The sequence below is a fragment of the Massilia sp. ST3 genome, assembly GCF_018119405.1.
GTDB lineage: Bacteria > Pseudomonadota > Gammaproteobacteria > Burkholderiales > Burkholderiaceae_D > Telluria.
Map to the genome: position 1 here is coordinate 1 of NZ_JAGPWC010000103.1, position 12,431 is coordinate 12,431.

Below are 12,431 nucleotides of genomic sequence, written 5' to 3' on the forward strand. Positions count from 1 at the left end.
GCGCCGTCGGGACTGGCGGCGCGCGAACAGGAGGTATTGGGAAGGATCAGCCGGGGAGAGAGCGAACGCGCCGTGGCGCGCGCCCTGCGCCTGGGCACGGGCGCGGTGCACGCCCACCTGGAACGCAGCCTGCAGGAACTGGGCTGCGCCACGCGGCCCGCCGCCACCCTGAAGGCGCTGGCGCGCGGCCTGCTGTAGCGCGGGCCGCGGCGAGAGTAAAAAACGAAGTCAGGAGAAGGTGGCGGGATGCACCCCGCCGCCCGGGCGGATCAGGCCGCGCTGGGTGGCAACCACCACCGCGTGGGTGCGGGCGGTGGCGTCCAGCTTGCTCATCACGCCCTTGACGTGGGTCTTGACCGTGCCCACGCCGATCCCCAGCTTGCGGGCGATCGACTTGTTGCAGCAGCCCTGGGCCAGCAGTTGCAGCACGTCGGTCTCGCGCCCGGTCAGGTTTTCGCGGCTCAGGCTGTCGGCCACGCTGCGGGTGACCGATTCGGTGAGATAGCGCTGGCCCTGGGCCAGGGTGGTCGCCGCCCGCTGCAGCTCATCCGGAGCGCAGGACTGCAGCACGTAGCCGTGCACGCCCGCGTCCATCGCGATCCGCACTTCCCATTCCTTGTCGAGCTGGGTGACGATCAGCACCGCCGGATGGCGCAGGGCTTCCGGCATCGGCCGGCGCGCCAGCGCGAGGCCGGTGTCGTAGTCGGCCACCAGCACGCGCGCGACGCGCTGTCCCTCGGGCTGGCGCAGGCTGGTGGTGACGCGCAGCTCGGGCAGTTCGGCAAGGATGGCATGCAGGCCGACAGTCATCACCGGATCGGCGTGCATGATATGGACGGCAGAGGAAATCGTGTGCATGGTCGTGCTCCTGGTTGGACGGCGGGGCTATGCCCGTCCTCCATCTTGGAGTGGCCGTGGCCGATCCGGCAAGTTAAGACATGTAAAAAATGCGGCCGGCGGGTCCCCCTCGGCTGCACGGCGAATGCGCTATACTTGAATGATCATGCGCCTGACCTCCTTCACCGACTACACGCTGCGCACCCTGCTGCACCTGGGGAGCAACCGCGACCGCCTGGTCACGATCCAGGAAATCGCCGACCTGCACAGCATCTCGAAGAACCACCTCATGAAGGTGGTGAACGAACTGGCGCGCAATGGCGTGATCGAGACCATCCGCGGCCGCAACGGCGGTTTCCGCCTGGCCCATGAACCCGAGGACATCAACATCGGCGCCATCGTCCGCATGAGCGAGAGCGACTTCTACATGGCCGAATGCTTCGACCCGGAAGGCACGCCTTGCGGCCTGGTGAAGAACTGTAGCCTGAAGGGGGTGCTGGGCAACGCCACCAAGGCCTACCTGGACGAACTCGACCGCCACACCCTCGCCTCGCTGCTGCCCGAACCGGCCCCGCGCGAAACGCCAATTGCCTTCCACCGCAAGAAGGCCGCCTGAGCCCCTCCGGTGTGTGCTCGACAATAAAATGGCCGCCCGAGGGCGGCCATTGTCATTCCGGCCACACGGCCAGTAAAACATCGTAGGGTGGACGGGTTTCCCGTCCACGCGTTCAATCCAAGCTTGCGCAGCCGCGCGAAAACCGGTTGGACGCGTGGACGGCATAGCCGTCCACCCTACGGATTCGCGCGAAGGAGTCAGAACCCGTAGTTGGCGCGGGCGTAGATGTAGCGGCCCGAGCGCCCGAACGGGGCGTAGTTGGCGAACGGCGTATTGCCGGTGGTGTTGAGGAGTGGCGGCAGGGTTTCCGGATACTGGTCGAAGACGTTGTCCGCGCCCAGCGCCAGGGTGAACTTCGGCGTCACCGCATAGCGCGCCTCGAGATCGACCGTGGTCTTGGCGCCCAGCTCGAAGTCGAAGGCGGCCGTGGTGCCCGGCGACAGGACTTCGCCGTAGCGGGTGGCGCGCAGGGTCGCGCCCCACTGGCCCCGTTTCCAGTTCACGTTGGCGCTCAGCTTGTTCTTCGGCTGGCCCTTTTCCAGCGACAGCACGTTCAGGCGGTCGAACAGCACCGGCGCCGGATTCAGCGCGGCCAGCTGGGTGGTGACCGGGGTCTTGGTGACCTTGGTGTCGGTGAAGTTGCCGGCCAGGGTGAAGTCGAAGCGGCCCGCCTCGCCCGCGTTCAGCGGCCAGTTCACGACCACGTCCACGCCCTTGGTGGTGGTGTCGACGCCGTTGATGAAGAAGCGGCCGCCGCCGACGCCGATGAAGCCCTGGGCGGTCAGGTAGGAACGCACGTTGGCCTGGGTCAGGTTCTCGGACAGGACGATGCGGTCGTCGACGTCGATGCGGTAGGCGTCGACCGTCACGCTGACCTGGCCGAAGCGCATCACCGCGCCCAGCGAGGCGTTGACCGATTCCTCGGCTTCCAGCGGCTTGGCGCCCAGGGCCACCGCCACCGGATCGTTCGGCTTGAAGGTGGTGATCTCGAAAGGCACCCCGTTGATGAAGTTGGTCGAGGTGGCGGTGAAGTTCTGCTGCTGCGGCGAAGGCGCGCGGAAGCCGTTCTGCACCGCGCCGCGCAGCGCGAATTCCTTGCTGAAGTCATAACGGGCCGACAGCTTGCCGGCCAGGCTGTTGCCGAAGTCAGAGTAATGCTCGCCGCGCAGCGCCACCGAGGTCAGCAGTTGCGGGGTGATATTCGCTTCCAGGTCGACGAAGGCGCCGACCGCGGTGCGGTGGCTGTTGGTGGCGTTGGACGGACGGAAGCCCGGGAACACCTGGGCGCCCGGCGCCGCCGGGGTACCGTTAGGCAAGACTTCGCCGCCGTAGCGGTAGGAATCCGGTTCGCCCGCGAACAGCTCGTAGCCCTCGCGGCGCGCCTCGAGGCCGGCCGCGACGTTCAGGGGCGAGGCCAGGCCGCCGATGTCGACGGACCGCACGCCGGTGAAGTTGAATACGGTCTGGTCATAGGAATAGCCGCCCGCGTAGAACTCGGTCTTGCTGCTCGGGCCGATCGAACGGTTGAGCGTGTTCTGGATCTCGTACTCCATCTTGTTCTTGCCGTAGCCGAGCGAGGCGTCCATGTCCCAGGTTCCCCAGGTCCAGGTGGCGCCGCCGGTCAGGGCGAAGTCGTCGACAGTCGGCGCGATGATCGGCAGGAAGCCGTCCGGATAGATGGACGGGATGTTGCGCGCGTCCTGGGCCGGGCGGAAGAAGCCGCCCGAACGCGCTTCGCGGTTCTGGTAGCTGGCCCAGCCGTAGAGCTTGACGCCGCCGCCCAGGTTGCTGCCGGCATTGGCGAACAGGGTGCTCTGCTCCATCTCCGGCTCGCCGTACCAGGCGTTGAAGCGGTTGATGGTGTTCTCGCGCGGATCGAAGCCGCCGCCCGCCACGCGCGGGTATTGCTGGCGCATGTCGTAGCCGCTGCGCTCGGTGCGGTGCTGGTCCTTGTATTCGGCGGCGATGGTCAGGTAGCCGTCCTCGCCAAGCGCCAGGCCCTTCCAGAGGCTGACGGTGGCGGTCTGGCCGTCGGTGCGCTTGCGCGAAGCCGGCGCCGTGCCGGCCCAGGGCGCGCCGGCCGGGGCGACGTCGTTGTACAGGTCGTATTCGGTCTTGCGCGCGCCATAGGTGACCGAGGCTTCGCCGCCGGTGCGGTCGGTGCGCAGGCGCATGTTGACCACGCCCGAGATCGCGTCCGAGCCGTACTGGGCGGCCGCGCCGTCGCGCAGCACCTCGACGCTCTTCACGATCGCGGTCGGGATGGTGTTCATGTCGACCGCCGCCGAACCGCGGCCGATCGAGCCGTTGACGTTCACCAGCGACGAGGCATGGCGGCGCTTGGAGTTGACCAGCACCAGGGTCTGGTCGGGCGCCATGCCGCGCAGGGTGGCCGGGCGGATGGTGTCGGTGCCGTCGGTGATGGCCGGACGGGGGAAGTTCAGCGAAGGCAGCGCGATCGACAGCGCCTGGTTCATTTCGGTGCTGCCGACGTTTTTCAGCGTCTCGGCCGAGATGATGTCGACCGGGGCCGCGGTGTCGAGCGCGGTGCGGTTCGCCACGCGGGTGCCGGTGATCACCACGGTGCTCGGCTCGGCCTGGGACGCCGCAGGGGCGGCGGGCGCCTGTTCCTGAGCTTGCGACGCGCCCGCGAACAGCGATGCGATTGCAAGTGCCAATACGGTTTTTTCCGCTACGTTCTTCTGCATCTTCGTTTTCCTCTTGTTGTAGACCTGCGCAGCCGTTTTACTGGAGTTTCCCATGCGGCAACTCCAGTCCATACTGCGGGGCACGGTTGAAGATGTCAATTCGTAATGATTGCTATTAGGGATATTTACAACACAGCAGGGAGCGTCAGGTTCACGTAAGCCTCGGTGGCATTGCTGCAACGCACATCGGCGATGCGATAATTGACGCCGTGAATATGCTGCAACCAATCGACCATCATATCCCCGCCGTAGACGGGAGTATCTTCGCGCGCGCCTGGGAAGTGCCGGCGGCGGCGACCGCGCCCATCGTCCTGCTGCACGACTCGCTCGGCTGCGTCGAACTGTGGCGCGGCTTTCCGGCCGCACTGGCGCTGGCGAGCGGGCGCAGCGTCATCGCCTACGACCGCCTCGGCTTCGGCCGTTCCAGCGCACGCACCGGCGCCCTCCCCCTGAGCTTTGTCGCGGCCGAAGCCAGGGAGGGCTTCGCCCTGGTGCGCGACTACTTCGGCCTGGAGCGGTTTGCCCTGTTCGGCCACAGCGTCGGCGGCGGCATGGCGGTCCATTGCGCGGCCGCCTGGCCCCAGGCCTGCACGGCCCTGGTGACGGAGGCGGCACAGTCCTTCATCGAAGAGCGCACCCGCGCCGGCATCCTGGAAGCGAAGCGCCAGTTCGCCCTGCCGGGCAGCCTGGAACGGCTGGCGCGCTATCACGGCGACAAGGCGGCCTGGGTGCTCGAAGCGTGGACCGGGACCTGGCTGGCGCCCGCCTTTGCCGATTGGTCGCTGGATGCGGCGCTGCCGGGCGTGCACTGCCCGGCGCTGGTGCTGCACGGCCTCGAGGACGAATACGGTTCGCCCCGCCAGCCGGAGCGCATCGCGGCCGGCGTGGCCGGGCCGGTGGAGCTGGAGCTGATCCCGGGCGTACGGCACGTGCCGCATCGCGAGCGGGAAGCCTGGGTGGCGCAACGTGTCGCCCGCTTCCTCGCCGGCTGCTGAAAAAACGGCAGGCCGATGTCGAATCCGGAGGGCGCCATTCGTCGTGGAGACAGGAAGCCATCCCGCGCTTCCCCCGCTTTTGGAGCCGAACATGACTGAACAAGACAAGGTAAAGGGACCGGCGTCCTATTTCCCCTCGATCGAAAAGAAATACGGCCAGCCGGTGGCCCACTGGCTCGGCCTGCTGGGCGGCAGGGCCGGCATGAAGCACATGGAGATGGTGAACTGGCTGAAAACCGAGCATGGCCTCGGCCATGGGCATGCGAATGCGCTGGTTGCCTGGCACCTCGCCCATACGGGCATCGCCCCCGCTTGAGCAAGAGTGCGCTTCTCAGTCCGGGTACTCGGGGACTGTTCACTGAGCCGGATTTCGCTCGTCAAAAACAAAAGGGAGCCCGTGGCTCCCTGTTTATGACTCGCAAATTTTCTTAAAAAACACCGCGCAAGAGCGCAAACAGTGCGAGCGCGGACACACATGCACTGACGCTCATGATGCCGATCACAACATTGACCGTCTTTGCACGGACTAGCGTATCAGTTTCCAGTTTTCTAGCAATACTCGTCATTTTCTCGGCTCCAGGCAAAGGCTTCCATCTTTCCTGTTCTTCGCCAGGCATTCGCGAAGCGTTTTCATTATAACTTCTTTTTCTTGCCTGGCTTCCGTGACCGCCTTGTCCTTGATCTCGTTCTCCAGCGTATTCAGGTAGGCATGGACCATGGTGTAACTGAGCGCAGTAAAGGCAAGAAACCAGAGAGATGCATAAAACACCTTTTTGTCCGGAATGTGAGGATGTCCAGAGGCCGGCGCGGTCGCCAGGGACCCTATCCCCACCAGGAATGCCGAGCAGAGAATGATGAGCAGGTGGAGTCCGAAGACGAGCCAGGCGATCCCTTTACCATTCGGATCGGTCACGCGCGCTTCGATTGCGCGCACTTCGTAACAGGTCGCCGCCGCCATGCCCATCGTCGCCCAGAACAGCTCCCCCTTGCCGATCGACCTGATCACTCCCCCGGCTGCGAGTGCGGCAGTTACCCGTGGAATGCTGATAATCCACAGTACAAACAGAGGAAGGAAGACGGGAACGAGGATGTTAATGATCCCCAGCCAAACAGGGACCATCCATCAAAGTGCGGTGAAAAGAGCGTGGCTTGGGGCATAGATGAGCATGAGAATCCGGCATCATCTGGTATCCGTTGATCAAAGTCGACTTACGGTACTACTGGCCTGGGCGAACGCCACTTACGCAACCGGCTACAGCAACGACAGCCTTCACACCTGCATATTCATGATGTCGTGATACGCCGACACCAGCTTGTTACGCACCTGCACGGTGGCCTGGAAGGCAATACTCGACTTCTGCATGGCAATCATGGTGTCCGACAGGCTGACCGTGTCGTCGCCCATGGCAAAGCGCTTGCCGAGCTCCTCGGCCTGCTTGGACTTGTTGCTCACTTCCTGCAGGGTCGATTGCAGGGCGTCGGCGAAGTCGAGCTTGGCCGCTGGCTTGGCGCCGAGCGCAGACGGCGCGCCGGGGACGACCGCCGCCGCGGCGGATGCCGGCTTGGTCGCCGCCGCCTTCAACTGCTCCATCATCGCCTGGATACGGCTGTTGTCGATGCCGCCGATGCCGCCAATACTCATGTTCTTCTCCTGCGGTTTGTTGCCTTGTAGAATCAAACCATTGATCTCAGGCTGTCAGAATATCAGCGCCAGCGCAAATCCGAAGGGCGAAGAAGACCGTAAAACGCCCCCTGTTTCCCGGTTTGGATGTTGCTCCACGGCTCCATAATGCTGCCTGAGCTCCCCACAATCCAACCCGAAAACCACGACACCATGGCAGCAGCAGCAGCGGAAGAAATCCTCGATACGCCCCCGGCCCAGTCCGGCGTCCCGGCCTTTTTCCAGACGACGATGGGCAAGCGCATCGCCGTCGGCGGCGGCATCGCCATCATCCTGGCGCTCATGGTCGCGGTCTGGATGTGGAGCCAGGCGCCGGAATACCGCGTGCTGTTCTCGAACTACAGCGACCGCGACGGCGGCGCCATCACCGCCTCGCTGGACCAGATGGCGGTCCCCTACAAATTCTCCGAAGGCGGCACCGCGATCCTGGTGCCGGCCGAGCAGATCCACGACCTGCGCCTGAAGCTGGCGGCCCAGGGCCTGCCCAAGGGCGGCAACGTCGGCTTCGAGCTCATGGAAAACCAGAAGCTGGGCACCTCCCAGTTCCTGGAACAGATCAATTACCAGCGTTCGCTCGAAGGCGAGCTGGCGCGCTCGATCCAGTCGCTGGGTTCGGTCGGCTCCGCCCGCGTCCACCTAGCCCTGCCGAAGCCCTCGGTCTTCGTGCGCGAACAGCAAAAGCCCACCGCCTCGGTCCTGCTCAACCTGCAGCCGGGCCGCGCCCTCGATCCGGGCCAGGTCAGCGCCATCGTGCACCTGGTCGCCTCCAGCGTGCCGGAACTGACCATCGGCAACGTCACCGTGGTCGACCAGAACGGCACCCTGCTGTCCGACACTTCGAATAAAGCCGCCAACGGCAAGCAGCTCGACCCGACCCAGCTCAAGTACGTGGACCAGGTCCAGCAGAACATCATCAAGCAGGTCGAATCGATCATCAAGCCGATCGTCGGCGAAGGTAATGTGCGCGCCGAGGCGACCGCCGAGATCGACTTCGCCCAGGTCGACACCGCGGCCGAGATGTACAAGCCGAATTCGCCGCCGGAGCCGCAGGCCATCCGCAGCCAGCAGACCTCGGAATCGAGCCAGCCCGGCGCCGCCGCCTCGGGCATCCCTGGCGCGCTGTCGAACCAGCCGCCGGGCGTGAACGCCGCCCCGGTCGAAGGCCAGCTGCCGCCGGGCGGCCAGGGCGCCGCCGGTCCGAGCCGCAAGGATTCGACCACCAATTTCGAAGTCGACAAGACCATCCGCTACGAACAGCGTCCGATGGGCGGCATCAAGCGCCTGACCGTGGGCGTGGTGGTGAACTACCGCCGCATCGTCGATCCGAAGACCGGCAAGGTCACCGTGCGTCCGCTGGCGGCGGCCGAAGTGGCCCAGATCAACGAACTGGTCAAGCAGGCGATGGGCTACAGCCAGGCGCGCGGCGACACCCTGAACGTGGCCAATGCCCCGTTCGACGGCGTCGACAAGCCGGCCGAAGAGATCAAGCCGCTGGAATGGTGGAGCGATCCGGCCAACTTCCCGCTGTTCAAGGACATCGCCCGCTACGCCTTCGTGGCCGCCGTGATTGCCTTCCTCTACTTCCGCTTCCTGCGCCCGCTGCTGCGCCCGGCGATCAAGAAGTTCGACGAGGCCACCGCGATGCCGGAGGAAGAAGAAATCGACGAGGAAGCCGAAGAAGCGGCCGCGGCGGAAGCCGAGGCGGCCGCCGAGGAAGAGATCGAAGAAGTCGAGCAGCAACGCCGGGCGCAGGGTTACCGCGCCAACCTGAAGGTGGCGCAGGATCTGGCGCGCGAAGATCCGCGCATCGTGGCTAACGTAATCAAGGCATGGTTGGGTTCCAATGAGTGATAAAGACAAAGACGCCACCAACAAGGCGGCAATCCTGATGCTGGCGCTGGGCGAAGCGGAAGCGGCCGAGGTCATGAAATACCTCGGCCCGCGCGAAGTGCTCAAGCTGGGCGCCGCGATGGCGCAGATGAAGGCGGTGCAGCACGAGCAGGTGGTGACGGTGCTGGAAGACTTCGTCGAGGAAACCAACCTGCACTCGACCGTCGGCCTGGATTCGGACGAATACATCCGCCAGGTGCTGACCAAGGCGCTGGGCGACGACAAGGCCGCCGTGCTGCTCAACCGTATCCTGGGCGGCAAGGACGCCTCGGGCATCGAGAGCCTGAAGTGGATGGACGCGACCTCGGTCGCCGAACTGATCCGCAACGAGCACCCGCAGATCATCGCCACCATCCTGGTGCACCTCGAGCGCGACCAGGCTTGCGAAATCCTGGCAAACTTCACCGAGCGCTTGCGTAACGACGTGGTGCTGCGTATCGCCACCCTGGACGGCGTGCAGCCTGCCGCCTTGCGCGAACTGAACGACGTGCTGACCAAGCTGCTGTCCGGTAACGAGAACATCAAGAAGTCCTCGCTGGGCGGCGTGCGCACCGCGGCCGAGATCCTGAACTTCATGAGCGGCGAGCAGGAATCGGCGGTCATGGACAACATCAAGAACTACGACAACGACATGGCGCAGAAGATCATGGACGAGATGTTCGTGTTCGACAACATCATCGACATCGACGACCGCGGCATCCAGCTGCTGCTGCGCGAAGTGCAGTCCGAGATGCTGATCATCGCCCTGAAAGGTGCGTCGCAAGACCTGCGCGAGAAGATCTTCAAGAACATGTCGCAACGTGCCAGCGAAATGATGCGCGAGGACCTGGAGTCGAAAGGTCCGGTGCGCCTGTCCGAAGTGGAAACCCAGCAGAAGCAGATCCTGCAGATCGTCCGCCGCCTGGCTGACGAAGGCCAGATCGTGCTGGGCGGTAAAGGTGAGGATTCCTTCGTCTGATGGTGATTCCGAAAGAACAGCAAAGCGCCTACCAGCGCTGGGAAATGGCCTCGTTCAACGAGCGCCCCGCCCCCGCGCCGGCGCCGGCACAACAAGTCCCTGTGGAGATCGTGCCCCAGGTGGTGTTGCCGAGCGTGGAAGAAATCGAGGCGATGCGCGAAGCCGCACGCCACGAAGGCTACCTGCAGGGCTTGCAGGAAGGCCGCGAGCAAGGCTATGCCGAGGGCCGGGCCCAGGGCTATGCCGACGGCGCCGAGGCCGGCCAGACCGAGGCCGCCACCGAGCTGGAGCACGTGCGTGCGATCGCCGCCACCTTCGGCGACGCGGTGGCCGCGGCCGACGAGACCATCGCCGCCGACGTGCTGGAACTGGCCCTGCGCCTGGCGCGCGGCATGGTGCGCACCGCCTTCGACGTGCGCCCCGAGCTGATCGTCCCGATCGTGCGCGAGGCCATCGGCTACCTGCCGGTGCTGCAGCAGCCTGCCCTGCTGAGCCTGCACCCCGAAGACGCCCTGATCGTGCGCCAGACCATGGCCGACGAACTGACCAAGGGCGGCTGGCGCATCATCGAGGACGCCAGCCTGGCGCGCGGCGGCTGCAAGGTCGAGACCGCGAGCAACCAGATCGACGCCCAGGCCCAGGCGCGCTGGCACCGCCTGACCCATGCGCTGGGCGCGAATATCGAGTGGATGGGACAGTAAGATGAGCAGCGCAGGCGCGGACGACCGCCATACCGCACGCTGGAAGAGCTACCTGCGCGACTGCGACGCCCTGGTGGGCTTCGCCGAGCCGATGCAGGTCTCGGGCCGCGTCACGCGCGTGGCCGGCCTGGTCATGGAATGCGTGGGCCTGCGCCTGGCCGTCGGCAGCGCCTGCACCATCCCCACCGCCAACGGCTTCATCGAGGCCGAAGTGGTCGGCTTCGAAGGCGAACGCCTGTTCCTGATGCCCCAGAGCGACGTCGAAGGCGTGGTGCCCGGCTCGCGCGTGCATCCGGTCGAAGGCGTGCTGCCGAAACCGGGCAGCGTGCCGCATCCGCGGCGCCGCCCGAGCGACCGCGCGCGCCACCTGCCGGTGGGCGAACAGCTGCTGGGCCGGGTGGTGGACGGCGCCGGCCGCCCGCTCGACGGCCTGGGGCCGCTCGGCACCCACGAAGTGGGACCGCTCAACGCACGCCCCGTGAACCCGCTCGACCGCGCACCGATCAAGGACACCCTGGACGTGGGCGTGCGCGCCATCAACGCCATGCTGACGGTGGGCCGCGGCCAGCGCCTGGGCCTGTTCGCCGGTACCGGTGTCGGTAAATCGGTGCTGCTGGGCATGATCGCCCGCTATACGGAGGCCGAGGTGATCGTGGTCGGCCTGATCGGCGAACGGGGCCGCGAGGTGAAGGAATTCATCGAGCAGATCCTGGGCCCGGACGGCCGCGCCCGCTCGGCCGTGGTGGCCGCGCCGGCCGATTCCCCGCCCCTGCTGCGCCTGCAAGGCGCCGCTTATGCCACCGCGATTGCCGAACACTTCCGCGACCAGGGCAAGAACGTTCTCCTGATCATGGATTCGCTGACCCGCTACGCCATGGCCCAGCGCGAGATCGCCCTGGCCATCGGCGAGCCGCCGGCCACCAAGGGCTATCCGCCTTCGGTGTTCGCCAAGCTGCCGGTATTGGTCGAACGCGCCGGCAATGGCCTCGAGGGCGGCGGCTCGATCACCGCCTTCTATACCGTGCTGTCCGAGGGCGATGATCAACAAGACCCGATTGCCGATGCCGCGCGCGGTATCCTGGACGGCCACATCGTCCTGAACCGCCACCTGGCCGAAGCCGGCCACTATCCGGCGATCGACATCGAACAGTCGATTTCGCGGGCGATGCACGGCATTACCACCCACGAACACCAGCTGGCCGCGCGCAAGCTCAAGCAGCTGTACGCGCGCTACCAGCGCGCGCGCGACCTGATCGCCGTGGGCGCCTACGTCGCCGGCAGCGACCCCGTGCTCGACCAGGCGATCGCCAAGCATGGCGACATCGAGGCTTTCCTGTGCCAGGAAATCTTCGACAACGCCAGCTTGCCTGAGAGCTTGGGGCAACTTACCTCTCTATTCCAGTAATGAAAGGATACCGGGCGGCACTATACTGTGACCCAACATGGCCCAAGCATCCGCTCTCGACACCCTCATCGACCTGGCCCAGCGCGAATCCGACGCGGTGGCCAAGCGCCTCGGCGCGGCCCTGAAGGCCGTCGAAGAGGCCGAGCAGAAGCTGGACATGCTGACCGGTTACCGCGACGAGTACGCGAACAAGCTCGATGCCGCCCAGCTGGCCGGCATCACCCCTTTCGCGTATCACAACTTTGTCGCCTTTATTGGCAAGCTCGACAACGCACTGAATGGCCAGCGCGAAGTCATCAAGCACGCGCAGTACAAGGCCAATGTGGAAAAAGCGGCCTGGCAGGAGAGCGAGCGCAAGCGCCTGTCCTACCGCACGCTGAGCGAACGCGCCGCCGCCGAGGCCTTGAAGCTCGAGAACAAGCGCGACCAGAAACTGATGGACGACCACGCGGCCCGTGGCGCCCGCTACAAGCAACGCTGAACCAGACGCCGAGACGATCATGACGATGCAATCCACCACCCTCCCGTTCCAGCTCGCCGGCGCCAACGCCGCCAACGCCCAGGCGCAACGCGCGAATGCCCTGCCGGGCGCGTCCGCCGACGGCGGCAAGGCCTTCGGCGACACGCTGTCGCGCGAGCT

Annotated in this window: 13 protein-coding genes; 9 read left to right on the forward strand and 4 right to left on the reverse strand. The window is 65.6% G+C overall.

Annotated features, from left to right (window positions below; all coding sequences use genetic code 11):
• Window positions 1-198: LuxR C-terminal-related transcriptional regulator (locus KBW98_RS22385; RefSeq protein ID WP_211522381.1), on the forward strand; the 198-nt coding region annotated here is incomplete at its 5' end.
• A 30-nt stretch (window positions 199-228) separates the two neighbouring features.
• On the opposite strand, the gene KBW98_RS22390 is transcribed toward KBW98_RS22385, so the two are convergent.
• On the reverse strand, window positions 229-858 hold the full coding sequence (locus KBW98_RS22390; RefSeq protein WP_229429358.1) for a response regulator transcription factor: 630 nt from the start codon (window positions 856-858) through the stop codon (window positions 229-231).
• Between the two features lie 145 nt (window positions 859-1,003).
• Here KBW98_RS22390 and KBW98_RS22395 point away from each other — a divergent pair, with 145 nt between their 5' ends.
• Complete coding sequence (locus KBW98_RS22395) at window positions 1,004-1,453, forward strand: Rrf2 family transcriptional regulator (protein ID WP_211522382.1); 450 nt, start codon at window positions 1,004-1,006, stop codon at window positions 1,451-1,453.
• Between the two features lie 197 nt (window positions 1,454-1,650).
• Here KBW98_RS22395 and KBW98_RS22400 read toward each other — a convergent pair whose 3' ends face one another.
• Window positions 1,651-4,161: a TonB-dependent siderophore receptor gene (locus KBW98_RS22400; protein WP_211522383.1), complete on the reverse strand. Its 2,511-nt coding sequence runs from the start codon at window positions 4,159-4,161 to the stop codon at window positions 1,651-1,653.
• Between the two features lie 215 nt (window positions 4,162-4,376).
• On the opposite strand from KBW98_RS22400, the gene KBW98_RS22405 reads away from it, so the two are divergent.
• Both KBW98_RS22405 and KBW98_RS22410 read left to right on the forward strand, forming a co-directional pair.
• Complete coding sequence (locus KBW98_RS22405; RefSeq protein WP_211522384.1) at window positions 4,377-5,156, forward strand: alpha/beta fold hydrolase; 780 nt, start codon at window positions 4,377-4,379, stop codon at window positions 5,154-5,156.
• Between the two features lie 91 nt (window positions 5,157-5,247).
• Window positions 5,248-5,472, forward strand: a complete 225-nt coding sequence (locus KBW98_RS22410; RefSeq protein ID WP_211522385.1) for a DUF4287 domain-containing protein — start codon at window positions 5,248-5,250, stop codon at window positions 5,470-5,472.
• 246 nt (window positions 5,473-5,718) lie between these two features.
• On the opposite strand, the gene KBW98_RS22415 is transcribed toward KBW98_RS22410, so the two are convergent.
• Window positions 5,719-6,276: a hypothetical protein gene (locus KBW98_RS22415; RefSeq protein WP_211522386.1), complete on the reverse strand. Its 558-nt coding sequence runs from the start codon at window positions 6,274-6,276 to the stop codon at window positions 5,719-5,721.
• A 150-nt stretch (window positions 6,277-6,426) separates the two neighbouring features.
• Window positions 6,427-6,798 carry a flagellar hook-basal body complex protein FliE gene (fliE, locus tag KBW98_RS22420; protein ID WP_211522387.1) on the reverse strand — a complete coding sequence of 124 codons (372 nt, stop codon included), beginning with the start codon at window positions 6,796-6,798 and terminating at the stop codon, window positions 6,427-6,429.
• Window positions 6,799-6,990: 192 nt separating this feature from the next.
• Between fliE and fliF the strand changes: the two genes are divergently transcribed.
• From fliF to fliJ, 5 genes are read left to right on the forward strand one after another with little or no spacing between them, the layout of a single operon-like run.
• Window positions 6,991-8,688, forward strand: a complete 1,698-nt coding sequence (gene fliF / locus KBW98_RS22425; RefSeq protein ID WP_211522388.1) for a flagellar basal-body MS-ring/collar protein FliF — start codon at window positions 6,991-6,993, stop codon at window positions 8,686-8,688.
• On the forward strand, window positions 8,681-9,685 hold the full coding sequence (gene fliG / locus KBW98_RS22430) for a flagellar motor switch protein FliG (protein ID WP_211522389.1): 1,005 nt from the start codon (window positions 8,681-8,683) through the stop codon (window positions 9,683-9,685). The genes fliF and fliG overlap by 8 nt, the downstream gene beginning before the upstream one ends.
• Window positions 9,685-10,386: a flagellar assembly protein FliH gene (fliH, locus tag KBW98_RS22435; RefSeq protein WP_211522390.1), complete on the forward strand. Its 702-nt coding sequence runs from the start codon at window positions 9,685-9,687 to the stop codon at window positions 10,384-10,386. The genes fliG and fliH overlap by 1 nt, the downstream gene beginning before the upstream one ends.
• 1 nt (window position 10,387) lies before the next feature.
• Window positions 10,388-11,791: a flagellar protein export ATPase FliI gene (fliI, locus tag KBW98_RS22440; protein ID WP_211522391.1), complete on the forward strand. Its 1,404-nt coding sequence runs from the start codon at window positions 10,388-10,390 to the stop codon at window positions 11,789-11,791.
• A gap of 37 nt (window positions 11,792-11,828) precedes the next feature.
• Window positions 11,829-12,272, forward strand: coding sequence for a flagellar export protein FliJ (fliJ, locus tag KBW98_RS22445; protein ID WP_211522392.1), 444 nt, complete (start codon window positions 11,829-11,831; stop codon window positions 12,270-12,272).
• The last annotated feature ends 159 nt before the right edge of the window (window positions 12,273-12,431 follow it).

What these genes read in the sequence shown, in the direction of transcription:
- KBW98_RS22415 (WP_211522386.1), bottom strand. Translation starts at nt 6,276, where the DNA reads ATGGTCCCTGTTTGGCTGGGGATCATTAACATCCTCGTTCCCGTCTTC.
- fliG (WP_211522389.1), top strand. Translation starts at nt 8,681, where the DNA reads ATGAGTGATAAAGACAAAGACGCCACCAACAAGGCGGCAATCCTGATG.
- fliI (WP_211522391.1), top strand. Translation starts at nt 10,388, where the DNA reads ATGAGCAGCGCAGGCGCGGACGACCGCCATACCGCACGCTGGAAGAGC.
- fliH (WP_211522390.1), top strand. Translation starts at nt 9,685, where the DNA reads ATGGTGATTCCGAAAGAACAGCAAAGCGCCTACCAGCGCTGGGAAATG.
- fliF (WP_211522388.1), top strand. Translation starts at nt 6,991, where the DNA reads ATGGCAGCAGCAGCAGCGGAAGAAATCCTCGATACGCCCCCGGCCCAG.
- KBW98_RS22410 (WP_211522385.1), top strand. Translation starts at nt 5,248, where the DNA reads ATGACTGAACAAGACAAGGTAAAGGGACCGGCGTCCTATTTCCCCTCG.
- KBW98_RS22390 (WP_229429358.1), bottom strand. Translation starts at nt 858, where the DNA reads ATGCACACGATTTCCTCTGCCGTCCATATCATGCACGCCGATCCGGTG.
- fliJ (WP_211522392.1), top strand. Translation starts at nt 11,829, where the DNA reads ATGGCCCAAGCATCCGCTCTCGACACCCTCATCGACCTGGCCCAGCGC.
- fliE (WP_211522387.1), bottom strand. Translation starts at nt 6,798, where the DNA reads ATGAGTATTGGCGGCATCGGCGGCATCGACAACAGCCGTATCCAGGCG.
- KBW98_RS22395 (WP_211522382.1), top strand. Translation starts at nt 1,004, where the DNA reads ATGCGCCTGACCTCCTTCACCGACTACACGCTGCGCACCCTGCTGCAC.
- KBW98_RS22400 (WP_211522383.1), bottom strand. Translation starts at nt 4,161, where the DNA reads ATGCAGAAGAACGTAGCGGAAAAAACCGTATTGGCACTTGCAATCGCA.
- KBW98_RS22405 (WP_211522384.1), top strand. Translation starts at nt 4,377, where the DNA reads ATGCTGCAACCAATCGACCATCATATCCCCGCCGTAGACGGGAGTATC.